The sequence below is a fragment of the Kitasatospora sp. MBT66 genome (assembly GCF_000710405.2).
In the GTDB taxonomy this organism is placed as follows: domain Bacteria; phylum Actinomycetota; class Actinomycetes; order Streptomycetales; family Streptomycetaceae; genus Kitasatospora; species Kitasatospora purpeofusca.
In genome coordinates, this window is the sequence record NZ_JAIY01000016.1 from 571,192 (window position 1) to 586,044 (window position 14,853).

Here is a 14,853-nt window from a genome sequence, read left to right on the forward strand (position 1 = left end):
CGGGAGCCGTCGGGGCGAGCGGCCGTCCGTTGGGCGGGCGTCGACCGGGCGGCGGGCGGCAGGGGCGGCGGAACGGTCCCCGGAGCGAACTGGTCGACCACGACGGTGCCGCCCCGGCCCAGGCCCGCGATCCGCCCCTCCTCGGCGAGGCGGCGGTAGGCGTCGGTCACCACGCCGCGCGAGACCCGCAGGTCGGCGGCGAGCACCCGGGTGGCGGGCAGCCGGCTGCCGACGGGGAGCCGGCCGTCACCGATCGCCTCCCGGAGCCGCCGCGCCAGCCAGTCCGCGAGTCCACCGGCGGGCGCCTGCCCGGGGTCGAGCTGGAGGAAGTCCGCACCCGCCGCTATGGACCTGTCGATCGAATGATCATTGGACCTGTGCACCGGTCCATTGTGCCGGGAGGGTGAAGGCATGACGACCACCACCGCCCCGACCGCCACCGCCACTTCCCCCTCGGACGCTGCCCCCTCGGACGCTTCGCCCGCGGCTGCTTCCCCGTCGCGCCCCGACCAGGCCTATGTGCACGGCTACTCCCCCGCCGAGGCCCGCCGCCTGGGCGACCAGGCCGACACCCTGGCCGGACTGCTGCACGCCGGAACGGTGTACCCGCCCGGCAGCCGGGTCCTGGAGGCCGGCTGCGGGGTCGGCGCCCAGACGGTGCACCTGCTGGAGGCCAGCCCGGGCCTGCTGCTTACGGCCACCGACATCTCGGCCGACTCGCTGGCCCGGGCCCGGGCCCGGGTCGCGGAACAGTTGCCGGAGGCCCAGGTCTCCTGGCATCACGGTGATCTGCACCGGCTCCCCTTCCCCGACGGTTCCTTCGACCACCTCTTCGTCTGCTTCGTACTGGAACACCTCGCCGACCCGGCGGCGGCGCTGACGGCACTGCGCCGGGTGCTGCGCCCGGGCGGCACCATCACGGTGATCGAGGGCGACCACGGCTCGGCGTTCTTCCACCCCCGCGGCGAGGCCGCGCAGCGGGTCGTCGGCCACCTGGTCCGGCTCCAGGCGGACGGCGGCGGGGACAGCCTGGTCGGGCGGCGGCTGTACCCGCTGCTCGCCGGGGCCGGGTTCCGCGACGTCTCGGTCGCGCCGCGCACGGTGTACGCGGACGGCGGCCGGCCCGACCTGGCCGAGGGGTTCACCCGGCGCACCTTCGTCGCGATGGTCGAGGCGGTCCGCGCCGACGCGCTCGCGGCCGGCCTCGACACGGCCGAGGACTTCGACCGCGGCGTCGCCGAGCTGCGCCGCACGGCCGAGCCGGACGGGTCGTTCCACTACACCTTCTTCAAGGCGGTGGCGGTCAACCCGTGACCGGCCGTCGACGGTGCGGCGCGGTCACTCCGGGTCGTCCCCGAGGGTGCCGAGGAGGGTGCGCAGGGCGGCCACGAAGGCGGCGGTCCTCGGCTCGTCGAGGTCGCCCAGGATGCGGCGCTCGGTCGCCAGGTGGTCCGGCAGGGCCCGGTCGATCAGGGCGTAGCCCTCCTCGGTCAGCTCGACCTCGCGGCTCCGGCGGTCGGAGCCGCTCGGGGTGCGGGTGACCAGGCCGCGCGCCTCCAGCCGGTCGAGGCGCTGGCTGATCGCCCCGGAGGTGACCATCGCGCACTGCATCAGCATGGTCGGTGTGAGCCGGTACGGCGGGCCGCTGCGGCGCAGGGTGGCGAGCACGTCGAAGGAGGCGAAGTCGAGGTCGTGCCGGGCGAAGGTCTCCTTCAGCTCGGCGTCGACCAGTCGGGACAACCGCTTGAGGCGGCCGATCACCTCCATCGGCGAGACATCCAGGTCGGGGCGCTCGGCACCCCACTGCTGCACGATCCGGTCCACATGATCCACGCGCTCTGCCATACGCCCAGCCTAAACGATGCCTTAGCGGTGAGATACCTCACAGCACCCGCCCCTCTGCCGGACCTTGCGGAGATTCCTTAGCGCTGAGATATATTGGCTTAGTGCTAAGGAATCGACTCGCCATCGTGCTGCTGACCGCCCTGGCCCCCGCCATCTGGGGCTCCACCTACCTCGTCACCACCGAACTGCTGCCGCCGGGACGCCCGCTGCTCGCCGGCGTGCTCCGCGCCCTGCCCGCCGGACTGCTGCTGATCGCCCTCACCCGCCGCCTGCCGACCGGCAGTTGGTGGTGGCGCTCGCTCGTCCTCGGCGCCCTGAACATCGGTGCCTTCTTCGCCCTCCTCTTCGTCGCCGCGTACCGCCTCCCCGGCGGGGTCGCCGCCACCGTCGGCGCCGTACAACCACTGATCGCCGCCGGCCTCTCGGCCGCCCTGCTCGGCGACCGGCTCTCCCCTCGCACCCTCCTCTCCGGCACAGCCGGGGTGGCCGGCGTCAGCCTGCTGGTCCTGCGGGCCGGCGCCCAGTTGGACGCCCTCGGCATCGTGGCCGCACTGGGCGGCGCGGTGGTCATGGCGACCGGCGTCGTCCTCTCCAAGCGCTGGACCTCCCCGGCGCCGCTGCTCGCCACCACCGGCTGGCAGCTCACCGCCGGCGGCCTGCTGCTGCTCCCGGTCGCCTTCCTGGTCGAGGGACCGCCCCCGTCCCACCTCACCGGTGCCAACCTGCTCGGCTACGGCTACCTGAGCCTCATCGGCGCGGCCGTCGCCTACGCGCTCTGGTTCCGCGGCATCCGCGCCCTCCCTCCGACCTCGGTCACCTTCCTCGGGCTGCTCAGCCCCGTCGTCGCCACCGCGCTCGGCTGGCTCGTCCTCGGCCAGGACCTCTCGCCCGTCCAGGCCCTCGGCGCGCTGATCGTGCTCGGCTCCCTCGTCGCCGCCCAGACCCAGCGCCCGCGCACCCCGTCGGGGACGGTGACCGGCCCGCCCGTCGGCGTACCCTCCGACCACAGCGGTCGACCGACCAACGACCGCACCCGCCAGTCCGCCTGACCGAGCGGCCGCCCCACCTCCTTCCCTTCGTTTCCGATCCGTCCGACCCGCCCCAAGGAGAACCACCCATGAACATCACCGTCTTCGGCGCCACCGGCAACGTCGGCAGCCGGGTCGTGGCCGAGGCCGTCGCCCGCGGCCACCAGGTCACCGCCGTGCTGCGCGACCCCCACCGCCCGCACCCGTTCCCCGCCACCGTCCGGATCGCCACCGGGGACGCCCGCGACCCCGAGGACGTCCGCCGCCTCGCCGCCGGCCAGGACCTGCTGGTCACGGCCACCCGCCCGGCCCCCGGGCGGGAGGACGAACTGGCCGTCGCCACCAAGGGTCTGCTCGCCGGACTGGCCGGCACCGGCGTCCGACTGCTGGTCGTCGGCGGCGCAGGAAGTCTCACCCTGCCCGGCGGCGACGGCGTCACCCTCGCCGACTCCCCGGACTTCCCCGCAGGCCTGCTGCCCATCGCCAACGCCTGCGGCGAGCAGTTCTCCCTCTACCTCGCCGAGACCGAGGTCGACTGGACCTACCTCAGCCCCTCCGCCCTCCTCGCACCGGGCGAGCGCACCGGACTCTTCCGGCTCGGCCGCGACGAACTCCTCGTCGCCGCCGACGGCAGCTCGACCATCTCCATGGAGGACCTCGCCGTCGCCCTCCTCGACGAGGCCGAGCGGCCCGCCCACCGCCGCACCCGCTTCACCGCCGGCTACTGAGTGCCGCCCACCGGCATCACTCCCCCGCCCTCTCCGCCCGAAACGCCCCATCACCGACACGATGGGGTGTTTCGGGCGGAGAGGCATGACGCCGCGTCAACTGCTCGACAGCGCACTAGATCAGGAGAGTGCGGGGCTGTACTGGGCAACCGGGTCGGGGTGGTGCAAGCACCACCGGAAAGACGGGTGCACGCCTGATCGACCACGATCGATCCGACCGTCAGGATCGTGCCATGACCACACGAGACCTGAACCGCACCACCAGCACCCCCACCACCGGCACCTCCACCCGCCGGACCAATCGCACCCGCCGCACCACGTTCGGCCGGCGCACCGCCGCACTGCTCGCCCTCCTCACCCTCGCCTCCGCGACCGGCACCACCGGCGCCGTCGCGGCGCCCACCGGGGCGGCCGCCCCCGCCGTCCCCGCCCGCTACACCCACCAGCAACTCACCTGGCAGCCCTGTGCGGAGGAGGCCACGTTGGAGTGCGCCACCATGACCGCGCCCAGGGACTGGCACCATCCGGGCCGCGGACCGGACATCACCGTCGCGGTCTCCCGGCACCGCGCGACCGATCCGGCCCGGCGGATCGGCACCCTGCTCACGGCCGCGGGCGGCCCCGGCGGCCAGGGACTGCTCCGCCCGGCGGACCACGCGCGCAACGCGCCCGCCCTCGGCGCCTCCTACGACATCATCGGCTTCGACCAGCGCGGCGTCGGCCACAGCACCCGGGCCGTCTGCCAGACCCCCGAGGAGTTCCGCTCCTTCCTCTCCGGGGACTTCCGGGACGACACGCCGGCCGGCCGCGCCCGCGTGATCGCCAACTCGGCCGCCCTCGCCGCCAGCTGCGAGCAGCGCAGCGGCGGCCTGCTGCCCTTCCTGACCACCGAGCAGACCGCCCGGGACATCGACCTGCTGCGCGCCCTCCTCGGCGAGCGCCGGATCAGCTACTACGGACCGTCCTATGCCACGATGATCGGCGCCTACTACGCCACGCTCTTCCCGCACCGGATCGAGCGGATGGTGCTGGACAGCAACATCGGCTTCGACGGCACCTGGGAGAGGTTCCAGCTGGGCCAGCCGATGAGCTTCCAGCGGCGCTTCGAGGAGGACTTCCTGCCGTGGCTCGCCGCCCGCGACGCCACCTACCACTACGGCACGACCCCCGCCGAGGCGAAGGCCCGCTGGGAGGCCCGCCGCGCCGCGCTGCGCGAGCACCCGATCGTCGACGGGCAGCTCACCCTCGGCCCGAACCAGCTGGACAACGGCACCATCCAGGGCATCTACCGCGAGAACAACGGCTTCACCCTGCTGGCCACCGCGCTGACCGCACTCGACGACTGGCCGGCCGCCGACCCGGCCGCCCGCACCACCGCCCGGCGGGTCTTCGGCGACTACCTCAGCCCGGAGTTCCTGGCCGAGTTCTTCGCCGTCACCTGCGGCGACACCCCCTGGACCCGCGACCTCTCCCTCTGGGCCGCCCGGGGCGCCGAGAACGCCGCCCGCTGGCCGCTGGTCGGGGCCCGCACCCTCGCCTTCGCCGCCGTCTGCGCCTCCTGGCCGACCCCGACCGCACCCCGAGTCCACGTCACCGGCGCGGGCCTGCCCCCCACCCTGATGCTCAACTCGGTGCACGACCCCGCGACGTACTACGAAGCCGCCCTCTCCGCCCACCGAGCCCTGCGCGGCTCCCGCCTGGTGACCGTCACCGACAACGGCGACCACGGCCAGTACCCCAGCCCCAACCCCTGCGTGCGCAACGCCGTCGAGTCCTACCTCCTGACCGGCGCGACCCCCGCCGGCGACCTCACCTGCCCCTCCCCCACCACATCCTGACGCTCTCCCGACGCTCCCCCCGACCCGCTGCTAGTTTGTACCGGCATCACCAACTGCTCTGATCGAAAAGGTACTTGTCCATCGTCCAAGGGGGGCTTGGAAAGATGCCACGACGTCCACTGTCCGTACTCCTCGCGGCTGTGCTCGCACTGCTCGGCACGGCGGCACTCGCTCCGGCCGCGGCCTCGGCCGCGCCCGCCACCGCACCCGCACCCGCACCCGCACCCGCACCCGCACCCGCACCCGCACCGACGAACAACCTCGACCCCGCGACCAATCCCACCCTCGCCGCCGGCTGGACCGGCTGGCAGGACCTCGGTGGCTACGCACTCAGCGCCCCGACCGTGTCGTCCTGGGCCGCCGGCCGGCTCGACCTGTTCGTCGTCGGCGGGGACAACGGCCTCTGGCACCGCTGGTACGACAACGGCACCTGGAACGCCTGGGAACCGCTCGGCGGCAACCTGACCGGCAACGTGTCCGCCGTCTCCTGGGGGCCCGGCCGCATCGACGTCGTCGGCGCCGATGCCAGCAGCTTCCACCTGGTTCACCGCTGGTACGACAACGGCACCTGGTACGCCTGGGAGGACCTCAGCGAAGGCCTGACGACGGTGAACCCGGCCGTCTCCTCCCAGGGCCTCGGCAAGCTCGACCTCTTCATCACCAATGGCGGGTCGCTGCTCCACCGCTCGTACAGCAACGGCACCTGGACGCAGTGGGGAAGCATCGGCACCGAGGCCGTCAGCTCCCCGGCCGCTGTCTCCTGGGGTCCCGGCCGCATCGACCTGGTCGGCCGCGCCACCGACGGCCGACTGCGCCACAACTGGTACAGCAACGGGACCTGGGCCGGTTGGGAGACCCTCGCCGCACGGACCGACGGCAGGCCGGCGATCTCCTCCCGGGGGACCGGGCGCCTGGACGTCTTCGCCCCGATCGCCGACAACCACATCTGGCAGCTCTCCTACGACTCCACCGGCTGGGACCAGTGGGACGACCTCGGGGGCGTCGGCATTCCGACCGTGGGTGCCGTCTCCTGGGGGCCGAACCGGATCGACCTGTTCACCTTCGGCAAGCAGCAGCAGATCGAGCACGGATGGTACAGCTGACCGCCCTGCGCGTCCCGGCCCCGCCGGCGGGGAACCGCTGACGGCGACCCCGGTCACCGGCAGCCCGACCGTGACCCGACCCTGACCCGACCCAGATCGCGACCACCGTCGCCGGGTCTCCCCCCGGAGGACCCGGCGACGGTGCGCGCGGCGGGTGCGGGTGGGCGGCCCGCCGATTCAGAGGCTCAGAAGGTCAGGAGGTGAGGGAGCCGGAGTGGCTCGGAGGTCGGGGACTCAGGGGCGGTCCAGGGTGATGGAGTTGATCGGGCCGAGGTCGGCGTAGACGCCGGCCTGGGCGGCGATGTCGTAGCCGCAGCCGGCACCGTTGTAGCCGGTGCACAGGTGGGCGTGGGCCCCACCGGACTGGTTGTTGAGCACCCAGTGCCAGCCGTACTGGTTGCGGAGGTTGTGGGGACCGTAGCTGTAGAAGACATCGGTCGGCGGCCGGCTGGTGTCGGAGTCCTGGGGGTAGATGCAGACCGCCCCGTACGGACACCCGTCCCAGGAGCCGTCGGCCGCCTGGGCGCCGGAGCTCCCCATCGTGGTGACGGCGGCCGCCGCGAGGGCGAGCGCAGCGAAGGTGTGCATGATCTTGCGCATAGCGGTTCTCTTCCAGTTGCCGGTCCGGCCCGGATTCGGCCGGTGTTCAGCAGCGTAGGAAGCCACCGCTCGCAGCGGTCCCTGACAGATGACAGGGTGGCGCGAGGCCGGGGCCGCACGGCCCCGGAGTGCAACGGCCCGGAGGCGCACGGCCGGAGCACGGATCAGCTCGGCGTCGCGAAGGTGTCGCAGCGGGCCGGGTCGCCGGAGCGGTAGCCGGCGGTGAACCAGGCCTTGCGCTGGTCCGAGGAGCCGTGGGTCCAGGTGTCCGGGTCGATCCGGCCGGTCGACTGCTTCTGGATCCGGTCGTCACCGACGGCCGCCGCCGCGTCCAGGCCCTGGGCGATGTCCTGGTCGGTGAGGGTGCGGATCAGCGGCCGCCCGGTGGAGGCCTGCGGGGTGGTGGTGGCGTGGTGCGCCCAGACACCGGCGTAGCAGTCCGCCTGGAGTTCGAGCTTCACCGAGGCGCTGTTGGCGCCCTGCCGGTCGCGGCCGACCTTCTGCATGGTGCCGGTCAGGTTCTGGATGTGGTGCCCGTACTCGTGCGCGACGACGTACGCCTCGGCGAACGGGCCGCCGGAGGCACCGAAGCGGGTGGCCAGCTCGTCGAAGAACCCGAGGTCGAAGTAGGCCCGCCGGTCGGCCGGGCAGTAGAACGGGCCCACCGCCGAGCTTGCCGCGCCGCAGCCGGTGGACACCCGCCCGGTGAACAGGACCGTCTCGGCGGGACGGTAGGCCACGCCGGACCGGGGCAGCTGGCCGCCCCAGTAGTCCTGGAGGCTGTTGGTGACGGCGACGATCCGGCAGTCCTGACGGCTGTTGGCGTCGGCACCGGTCCGGCAGACCTGCTGCACCTCGCCCGCCGTGGTGCCCCGGCCGGACCCGGCACCCGCGTCTCCCCCGCTGTCGGAGAGCCCGAGGACGCTCGGGTCGACGCCGAAGAGCACCGCGATCAGGACGGCGATCAGACCGGCCGCACCGCCCCCGACGGCGACCTTCCCGCCGGGGATGCGGCGCCGGTCGTCGACCTGCGAGGTGTCGAGGTCGCCCTGGTCGTCGAACTGCATGCCTGCCGTCCCTCGTGGTGCCGACGACGCCCCACGACGCCGCGCGGCCGACCCCGGCCGCCCGGCCACGCTAGCCGCTCGACCTGCCGGCGCAGAGGAAGGACGCGCAGGTCAGAGGTGGTTCTCGTCCTCCCCGGGTGGAGAGCCGCCGAACGGACCGGCCCGCCCCGCTCTGCCGCCCGCACCCGGCCACCACCACCCGCCCGCCACCGCGCCGAACCTGCCGCCGGCGGTGCCGCCGGACCCACCCGGAGGCAGGTCCGGCGGCCGGCCCGCCTACCGGGCGGCGACCGGTGCCGGGGCGTACCCGGCCGGCCGGGTGGTGAACGTGCCCCGGCCCTGGGTGCGGCTGCGCAGGGCGGTCGCATAGCCGAACAGCTCGGCCAGCGGCACGACCGCCGTCACCACCGCCGTGGCACCGTGCGGGTCCGAGCCCTGGACCCGGCCGCGACGGGCGGCGAGGTCACCGAGCACCCCGCCCACCGCCTCCTGCGGCACGGTCACCGTCACCTCGACGACCGGTTCCAGCAGCACCATCCGGCAGGCCCGCATCGCGTCCCGCAGCGCCGTCCGCCCGGCGGTGCGGAAGGCGAGGTCCGAGGAGTCCTTGCTGTGGGTGGCCCCGTCGGTCAGGGTGACCCGCAGGCCGGTGACCGGGTGGCCGCCCAGCGGGCCCTCGGCGAGTGCGTCCCGGCAGCCCGCCTCGACCGCCTGGACGTACTCCTTGGGCACCCGCCCGCCGGTCACGGTGGACGCGAACACGAAGCCCCCGCCCTCCTGCGCGCCGACCGGTCCGTCCAGCGGCGCCACGTCGATCACGACCTGGGCGAACTGGCCGGCACCGCCGTCCTGCTTGACGTGGCGGTGGACGTGGCCGGTGACTCCGCGTTCGACCGTCTCCCGATGGGCGACCTGCGGGCGGCCGACGACGACCTCCAGACCGTTGTGGTCGCGGCGGATCTTCTCCACCGCCACCTCCAGGTGCAGTTCGCCCAGACCCGACAGCACCCGCTGCCCGGTCTCCGGGTCGGTGCGGACGACCAGCGACGGGTCCTCCTCGGCGAGCCGGGCCAGCGCGACCGCCAGCCGGTCGGTGTCGACCGAGCGCCGTGCCTCGACCGCGACCGTCACCACCGGCTCGGCGGTGACGGGTGGTTCGAGGACCAGCGGCGCACCGGGCGCGCAGAGCGTGGCGCCCGTGCGCGCGGCCTTGACCCCGACCACCGCGACGATGTCACCGGCGACCGCCGAGTCCGTCTCGGTGTGGCTGTCGGCCTGCACCCGCAGGATCCGGGCGATCCGCTCGGTACGGCCGGTCGTGGCGTCCAGCACGGTGTCCCCCTTTCGCAGTGTTCCGGTGTAGAGGCGCAGATAGGTCAGTCGGCCGGAGGCGGTGACGTTCACCTTGAACACCAGCGCGGTGAGCGGCCCGGCGGGATCGGCGGCCCGCTCCACCTCGGCACCCTCAACACCCTCAGCGCCCCCAACACCTTCGGCACCCTCCGCACCCATGGCAGATCCACGCACCGCGGGAACGTCCAGCGGCGAGGGCAGGTAGGCCGTGACGGCGGCCAGCAGCGGTTCGACACCGCGGTTGCGGTAGGCCGATCCGCACAGCACGACCACGGCCTCGCCGCTGTGGGTGAGGTCCCGCAGCGCTGCGGCCAGGGTCGCGGTGGAGAGTGCCGTGTGCTCGTAGTACTCCTCCAGTGCGGCCGGATGGAGCCCGGCCACCGCCTCGTCCAGCCGTCGGCGCCGGTGCTCGGCCTCGGCCCGGAGCTCCTCCGGTACCGGCCCCTCCCGCAGACCGTCCCGTCCTGGGCCGTCGTCCCAGGTCAGAGCACGCATCGTCAGCAGGTCGACGACACCGGTGAAGTCGCCCTCCCGCCCGACCGGCAGTTGGACGGCGAGCGGGACCGGGTGCAGCCGTTCCCGGATGGAGGCGACGGCCGCGTCCAGGTCGGCGCCGGCCCGGTCCATCTTGTTGACGAAGGCGATCCGGGGCACGCCGTGCCGGTCGGCCTGGCGCCAGACGCTCTCGCTCTGCGGTTCCACCCCGGCGACGGCGTCGAACACCGCGACCGCCCCGTCCAGCACCCGCAGCGAACGTTCGACCTCGTCGGCGAAGTCGACGTGCCCGGGGGTGTCGATGAGGTTGATCCGATGGCCGTCCCAGAGGCAGCTGACGGCGGCGGCGAAGATGGTGATGCCGCGTTCGCGCTCCTGCGGGTGGCAGTCGGTGACGGTGGTCCCGTCGTGGACCTCGCCGCGCTTGTGGGTCTCGCCGGCCAGGAAGAGGATCCGCTCGGTGACGGTGGTCTTGCCCGCGTCCACGTGGGCGAGGATGCCCAGGTTGCGGACGGTGGTGATGCCGGCCAGGACGGCGGCAGCAGCAGCGCTGCTGGTGGTGGTGACGGCGTTGTGCGTACGGCGGACGTCGGTGCGCATGGCCCGGTGCCTTTCGAGGTGGAGCGAGGTGCTGGGGCAGCGCGATTGCGGCGACGACGCGCCCGGCCCTGCCTCCCCCGTCCGGCCCAACCGCTGACTCGCCTTCACCCCGCCCGGCCCAGCCCGGTCAACGCAGGCATGGAGGCGGGTCGAGTGCCCGAACCACAGAACCCAGGGCACACAGGGCACACAGGGCACACAGGGCACACAGGGAGCCGGGCACTCGGACGGGCAGAAGGCAACAGGAAGGCAGAAGAGCCGGAAGGCGGCGGACGACCGGAGGGGTGACCCGAGGTCAGCGGTGCGTCGCGCGGATCCGGTGCCGGCCGCGCAGCGGGCACCGGAGGGACGAGGACACCAGGATCACCTCGTACCGGGACGAGGGGACGACGGCAGCGGTGCGGTGTCGCACGACCGGTCCTCCCTCGACTCATCACGGCGCGCACCGCCACGGAACCACGGCGGTGCGTCTCTGGGTGCCGAGTGTAGGGAGCGGACCGCCGCCGGGTCACGTGGTTTTCCCGACTCGCCCTCCCCCGGCCGACGGTGCACCGGCCGTGCGACAGAAGGGTCCTGATTCTGAAACAGCACCGCGTACGCACCGATCGGGACACCTAGGCTCCGCCGCATGACTCTTTCAACGACCGCTGTCGCCGCCGCCGGTGCGGCCTGGGTGTGGACACCGGACGACGCCGAGGTGGTCGAGACCGCCGAGTACACGATCCTGCGACTGCCCGAACATGTCGCCTTCGACCTCTCGGTGGCCTCCTTCACCCCGGCCGGACCGCTCCCCGCGGCGGTCGACGCCGTCCTCGACCGGGCCCGTGCCTTCGGGCCGCCGATCCTGGACTGGCAGGTACTGGTCGGCTCCCCGACCGGTCTGGCCGCCGAACTCGCGGGCCGGGGCGGGCGGGTGAAGCTCGGCCTGGAGCTCCTGGCCGCGGACCTGAGCGGGGGCGCGCCCCCGTTGCGACCGCCGACGGTGGACGTGTCGCTCCGCTGGGTGACGGACGTCGCGACGGCGCGGGACGCGGCGGCGGTCGAGGTCACCGGGTTCGGCGGCGCGCTCCCGCCCGAGGCGCGGATCGAAGCGACCGCGGTCAAGGTCGCGAAGGCCCTTCCGGCCGGCGAGGGCGGCACGGTTGTCGCGTACGTGGACGGTGAACCGGCCGGTTGCGGCGGCGTCTCCGTCGTGGACGGGGTCGCGCGGCTGACGGGCGGAGTGGTCGCACCGCCCTGACGGGGCCGGGGCGTGTACCGCGCGGTACTCGCCGCCCGGCTCTCCTACGCGGCGACGCACGGCGCGACAATGGCCCTGGTCAAGGCCAACAGCACCACGTCCGGCCCGATCCTGCGCAGGACCGGCTTCACGGCCTTCGGCCCGGAACCCGTCTACGCCGTCCCCCTGCACTGAGACCCCGCACCCGTCGGAGCACCGTCCCCGAACAGAGCCGCCCGACCACAGCCACCCGAACGGACCCGCTTCCGAGCAGAACCGCTTCCGAACAGAACCGCCCCCGGACGGAACCGCCCCGCGCCTCCCGCGCGTCGAAGCGCGTGTGCGTACGCACCGGCCGCCCGCCACGGCTGTGCGGAGACAGCAGAGCCGGCGGACACGGCGGAGTCGGAGCAATCCGGGGAGGCTCTCCAGATGTTGATCCCACTCGTCCTGCTGATCGCCGGTGTCGGCCTCGTCCTCGTGGGCGTCAACAAGCTGAACGGCGCCGAGCCCACCTGCTACGGCCGGCCCATGTCACCCGGCGACGTCTGCCACGTCCAGGTGAAGGGCTCCTTCGGTGACGGCATGCCGGAACCTCACGACACCACCTACCAGGAGCAGTTGGACGGTCTGACCAGCGGTGGCTGGACGGCGATCGGCTTCGGCGTCGTCCTGCTGGCGCTCGCGGCCGTGATCACGATCTCCTGGGCCGCCACCGCCGCCCGTCAGGACCGGGAGTACTGAGGCCGATCACGCTCCGCCCTTCACGTCGCACCCAACCGCTCCCGCAGGGGCACGGAAGCCCTGCGGGAGCGGCCGGAGTGACGCCCGTCAGCCCTTCGCGGCCGCGTACGCGGTCTCGGCGGTGAAGCCCCAGCCCGGGGCGGCGTCCCAGGGCACCAGCAGCGCGTCGTCCGTGGCGTAGACGTAGCCGGCGCCCCGGGTGAAGGCGGCGTCGAGGGCGGTGCGCATCGCGGCCCGGTCCGGGGTGTCGTACACCAGGTGCCAGAAGGCCGTGCCGCTGGCGTCGAGGGCCGCGCCGGAGTAGTAGCCCGCCGTGGGGTTGAAGACGTTGCCGCCCAGCCAGGCGCCGGTGTAGTCGTCGAAGTCGCCCTCGAAGGTCACGAAGACGTCGGCCGTGCGGTGGCCGGGTTCGAGGTAGCAGTCGGCGACGGCGGTGCCGGGGTTGTTCACCACCAGGTCCTGGGTCTGCGGGGCGACGGCGTAGACGGTCTCCTGGACGTAGCGGCGCAGGTCCGCGTAGTAGTCGCGGGCGGTGTTGCCGGGGCCGCAGTCGCGCCCGGTCTGGTCGAAGAAGATGCCGTCGACGTGCAGCCGGTGGTCGGCGGTCCTGAGGTAGTTGTCGACGACCGCGCGGACGGCGGACTGCGGGAGCGAGCCGTGGCCCGTGTCGACGTAGCCCAGCACCCGGGTGGCGGTGCCGTGCGCGGTGACCCCGGCGCGCAGCGCGTCGGCCTGCGCCTGCCAGGCCGCGTCGAAGGGGGCGTAGCCGTTGGACGGGTTGAGAACGACGATCGACGGTGCCGGGTGGGCACTCGCCGCGGCGGCCAGCATGGGCTCACCGGGAAGGACATAGGCCGGAACGGCGACCTCCAGACCGTGGGGTCTTTCGGCGGTCGCCGCGTCGGCCCCGCTGGGGGACGCCAGCGCGGCTGCGGTGAGCGCCACGCCGGCCAGCAGGACGGGCAGGGTCTTGGTGAACGAACGCATCGGGTCCCTTGCTCGCAGAAGACAGGAAAACCGGAGGGGGCTCCCCCGCGGCGCCCGGGCACGGTCCGTCCAGCCCCTCGCGCCCCGTCCCCTCCACCCGCCCCGGCCGGGTCGGGCGTTCCCATTCCTACCGGTCCGATCCGGTCCCGGTGGCCAACTTCTGGTGAACGCACGGAAGTTCGCGCAAGCACCGACGTCACTCGGAACCGCTTGGAGCACTCCGGCCACTACCGCCACCACCGTCACCGGCGCCGCTCCCACCCCCTCCGGCCACACCTGCTGCCGCGACACGCCCGAGCGGGCCACTCCCCGGGCGGCCCGCCTGGCGGCCCTCCGAAACGCCCTCCGCAGCATCCTCCGAGCCACCCCCCGAACCGCCACGCGGACGGCCGAGCGCGACCCCCGCCAGCACCAGCACCAGCCCGGCGAACTGCGGCGGGCCGAGCCGCTCGCCCGCCACCACCGTGCCGAGCAGCACACCGGTCAGCGGATTGAGCAGCCCCAGCAGCCCGACCGTGCCCGCCGGCAGCCGGCGCAGGCCCGCGAACCAGGCGGCGAAGGCCAGCGCGGTCGCCACCACCGCGACGTAGCCGAAGGCCGCCAGCTCCCGCCCGGCGGGCACCACGGGCGGACCCTCGAACACCGCGGCCAGGGGCAGCAGGACCAGTCCGCCCGCCAGCAGCTGCCAGGCGGTGGTGGCGAGGACGTCCGCACCCTCCCGCCACCGGGCGGCCAGGACGTAGCCGAAGGAGGAGACCAGCATCGCCGCCGCCGAGGCGGCCAGGCCCGGCAGGCTGACCGGTTCGCTCCTGGTCAGCAGCATCAGCCCGACACCGGCCAGGCCGACCAGGGCGCCGAGCAGGTGCGCCCGGGCGGGGCGGGCGGCGGTCAGCGCCCAGGCCAGGAGCAGCATCGCGAGCGGCGAGGCCGCCATCACGGTGGAGGCGACGCTGGTGGCCAGGGACTGCGAGGCGATGTAGAGCAGGACGAAGAATCCCGCCGTGTTGAGCAGCCCGAGGACGGCCGTCCGCCACCACCAGGCCCCTCGCGGCAGCCGCGGGCGCAGCGCGAGCAGAAGCAGTCCGGCGGGCAGGGCCCGCAGGGCGGCACCCCAGAGCGGGCGGTCCGCCGGGAGGAACTCGCGGGTGACGTAGTAGTTCGCGCCCCACGCCACCGGCGCGACGGCGGTCAGCAGCACCCACCGAAAATTGGCTTCCATGGAAGACAATATAACTTCCATGGAAGC

Annotated in this window: 15 protein-coding genes; 8 read left to right on the forward strand and 7 right to left on the reverse strand. The window is 73.7% G+C overall.

What is annotated here, in order from left to right:
* The coding region (locus BI06_RS38420) for a GntR family transcriptional regulator (RefSeq protein WP_233290460.1) at nucleotides 1-383 on the reverse strand (383 nt) is incomplete at its 3' end.
* 28 nt (nucleotides 384-411) lie between these two features.
* Between BI06_RS38420 and BI06_RS38425 the strand changes: the two genes are divergently transcribed.
* A complete protein-coding gene (locus tag BI06_RS38425; protein WP_082558983.1) occupies nucleotides 412-1,314 on the forward strand; it encodes a methyltransferase domain-containing protein in 903 nt (300 codons plus the stop codon).
* Between the two features lie 24 nt (nucleotides 1,315-1,338).
* Here BI06_RS38425 and BI06_RS38430 read toward each other — a convergent pair whose 3' ends face one another.
* Complete coding sequence (locus BI06_RS38430; protein ID WP_030398232.1) at nucleotides 1,339-1,845, reverse strand: MarR family winged helix-turn-helix transcriptional regulator; 507 nt, start codon at nucleotides 1,843-1,845, stop codon at nucleotides 1,339-1,341.
* A gap of 101 nt (nucleotides 1,846-1,946) precedes the next feature.
* Between BI06_RS38430 and BI06_RS38435 the strand changes: the two genes are divergently transcribed.
* From BI06_RS38435 to BI06_RS38450, 4 genes are all read left to right on the forward strand, one after another.
* Complete coding sequence (locus BI06_RS38435; RefSeq protein ID WP_051742770.1) at nucleotides 1,947-2,894, forward strand: EamA family transporter; 948 nt, start codon at nucleotides 1,947-1,949, stop codon at nucleotides 2,892-2,894.
* A gap of 68 nt (nucleotides 2,895-2,962) precedes the next feature.
* Entirely contained in the window at nucleotides 2,963-3,601 is a 639-nt protein-coding gene (locus BI06_RS38440; protein WP_030398230.1) for an NAD(P)-dependent oxidoreductase, read from the forward strand.
* Between the two features lie 233 nt (nucleotides 3,602-3,834).
* Nucleotides 3,835-5,439 carry an alpha/beta hydrolase gene (locus BI06_RS38445; protein ID WP_082558984.1) on the forward strand — a complete coding sequence of 535 codons (1,605 nt, stop codon included), beginning with the start codon at nucleotides 3,835-3,837 and terminating at the stop codon, nucleotides 5,437-5,439.
* A 104-nt stretch (nucleotides 5,440-5,543) separates the two neighbouring features.
* Entirely contained in the window at nucleotides 5,544-6,542 is a 999-nt protein-coding gene (locus BI06_RS38450; protein ID WP_158516514.1) for a carbohydrate-binding protein, read from the forward strand.
* A gap of 234 nt (nucleotides 6,543-6,776) precedes the next feature.
* Here BI06_RS38450 and BI06_RS38455 read toward each other — a convergent pair whose 3' ends face one another.
* The 3 genes from BI06_RS38455 to fusA form a co-directional block, all read right to left on the reverse strand.
* Nucleotides 6,777-7,142, reverse strand: coding sequence for a hypothetical protein (locus tag BI06_RS38455; RefSeq protein WP_043476003.1), 366 nt, complete (start codon nucleotides 7,140-7,142; stop codon nucleotides 6,777-6,779).
* Between the two features lie 164 nt (nucleotides 7,143-7,306).
* A complete protein-coding gene (locus BI06_RS38460; RefSeq protein WP_030398226.1) occupies nucleotides 7,307-8,209 on the reverse strand; it encodes a neutral zinc metallopeptidase in 903 nt (300 codons plus the stop codon).
* A gap of 276 nt (nucleotides 8,210-8,485) precedes the next feature.
* Nucleotides 8,486-10,657, reverse strand: coding sequence for an elongation factor G (gene fusA, locus BI06_RS38465; protein WP_082558987.1), 2,172 nt, complete (start codon nucleotides 10,655-10,657; stop codon nucleotides 8,486-8,488).
* A 628-nt stretch (nucleotides 10,658-11,285) separates the two neighbouring features.
* Between fusA and BI06_RS38470 the strand changes: the two genes are divergently transcribed.
* The 3 genes from BI06_RS38470 (at nucleotide 11,286) to BI06_RS38475 (ending at nucleotide 12,620) form a co-directional block, all read left to right on the forward strand.
* On the forward strand, nucleotides 11,286-11,897 hold the full coding sequence (locus BI06_RS38470; protein WP_149030613.1) for an N-acetyltransferase: 612 nt from the start codon (nucleotides 11,286-11,288) through the stop codon (nucleotides 11,895-11,897).
* A 12-nt stretch (nucleotides 11,898-11,909) separates the two neighbouring features.
* Complete coding sequence (locus BI06_RS51820) at nucleotides 11,910-12,071, forward strand: hypothetical protein (protein WP_158516515.1); 162 nt, start codon at nucleotides 11,910-11,912, stop codon at nucleotides 12,069-12,071.
* A 237-nt stretch (nucleotides 12,072-12,308) separates the two neighbouring features.
* Nucleotides 12,309-12,620: a hypothetical protein gene (locus BI06_RS38475; RefSeq protein WP_043476005.1), complete on the forward strand. Its 312-nt coding sequence runs from the start codon at nucleotides 12,309-12,311 to the stop codon at nucleotides 12,618-12,620.
* An 87-nt stretch (nucleotides 12,621-12,707) separates the two neighbouring features.
* Here BI06_RS38475 and BI06_RS38480 read toward each other — a convergent pair whose 3' ends face one another.
* Nucleotides 12,708-13,607, reverse strand: coding sequence for a spherulation-specific family 4 protein (locus BI06_RS38480; RefSeq protein WP_043476008.1), 900 nt, complete (start codon nucleotides 13,605-13,607; stop codon nucleotides 12,708-12,710).
* Nucleotides 13,608-13,803: 196 nt separating this feature from the next.
* Complete coding sequence (locus tag BI06_RS38485) at nucleotides 13,804-14,826, reverse strand: DMT family transporter (protein WP_082558988.1); 1,023 nt, start codon at nucleotides 14,824-14,826, stop codon at nucleotides 13,804-13,806.
* Nucleotides 14,827-14,853 lie beyond the last annotated feature (27 nt).

What these genes read in the sequence shown, in the direction of transcription:
- BI06_RS38450 (WP_158516514.1), top strand. Translation starts at nt 5,544, where the DNA reads ATGCCACGACGTCCACTGTCCGTACTCCTCGCGGCTGTGCTCGCACTG.
- BI06_RS38480 (WP_043476008.1), bottom strand. Translation starts at nt 13,607, where the DNA reads ATGCGTTCGTTCACCAAGACCCTGCCCGTCCTGCTGGCCGGCGTGGCG.
- BI06_RS38470 (WP_149030613.1), top strand. Translation starts at nt 11,286, where the DNA reads ATGACTCTTTCAACGACCGCTGTCGCCGCCGCCGGTGCGGCCTGGGTG.
- BI06_RS38485 (WP_082558988.1), bottom strand. Translation starts at nt 14,826, where the DNA reads ATGGAAGCCAATTTTCGGTGGGTGCTGCTGACCGCCGTCGCGCCGGTG.
- fusA (WP_082558987.1), bottom strand. Translation starts at nt 10,657, where the DNA reads ATGCGCACCGACGTCCGCCGTACGCACAACGCCGTCACCACCACCAGC.
- BI06_RS38440 (WP_030398230.1), top strand. Translation starts at nt 2,963, where the DNA reads ATGAACATCACCGTCTTCGGCGCCACCGGCAACGTCGGCAGCCGGGTC.
- BI06_RS38425 (WP_082558983.1), top strand. Translation starts at nt 412, where the DNA reads ATGACGACCACCACCGCCCCGACCGCCACCGCCACTTCCCCCTCGGAC.
- BI06_RS38455 (WP_043476003.1), bottom strand. Translation starts at nt 7,142, where the DNA reads ATGCGCAAGATCATGCACACCTTCGCTGCGCTCGCCCTCGCGGCGGCC.
- BI06_RS38430 (WP_030398232.1), bottom strand. Translation starts at nt 1,845, where the DNA reads ATGGCAGAGCGCGTGGATCATGTGGACCGGATCGTGCAGCAGTGGGGT.
- BI06_RS38460 (WP_030398226.1), bottom strand. Translation starts at nt 8,209, where the DNA reads ATGCAGTTCGACGACCAGGGCGACCTCGACACCTCGCAGGTCGACGAC.
- BI06_RS38475 (WP_043476005.1), top strand. Translation starts at nt 12,309, where the DNA reads ATGTTGATCCCACTCGTCCTGCTGATCGCCGGTGTCGGCCTCGTCCTC.
- BI06_RS38445 (WP_082558984.1), top strand. Translation starts at nt 3,835, where the DNA reads ATGACCACACGAGACCTGAACCGCACCACCAGCACCCCCACCACCGGC.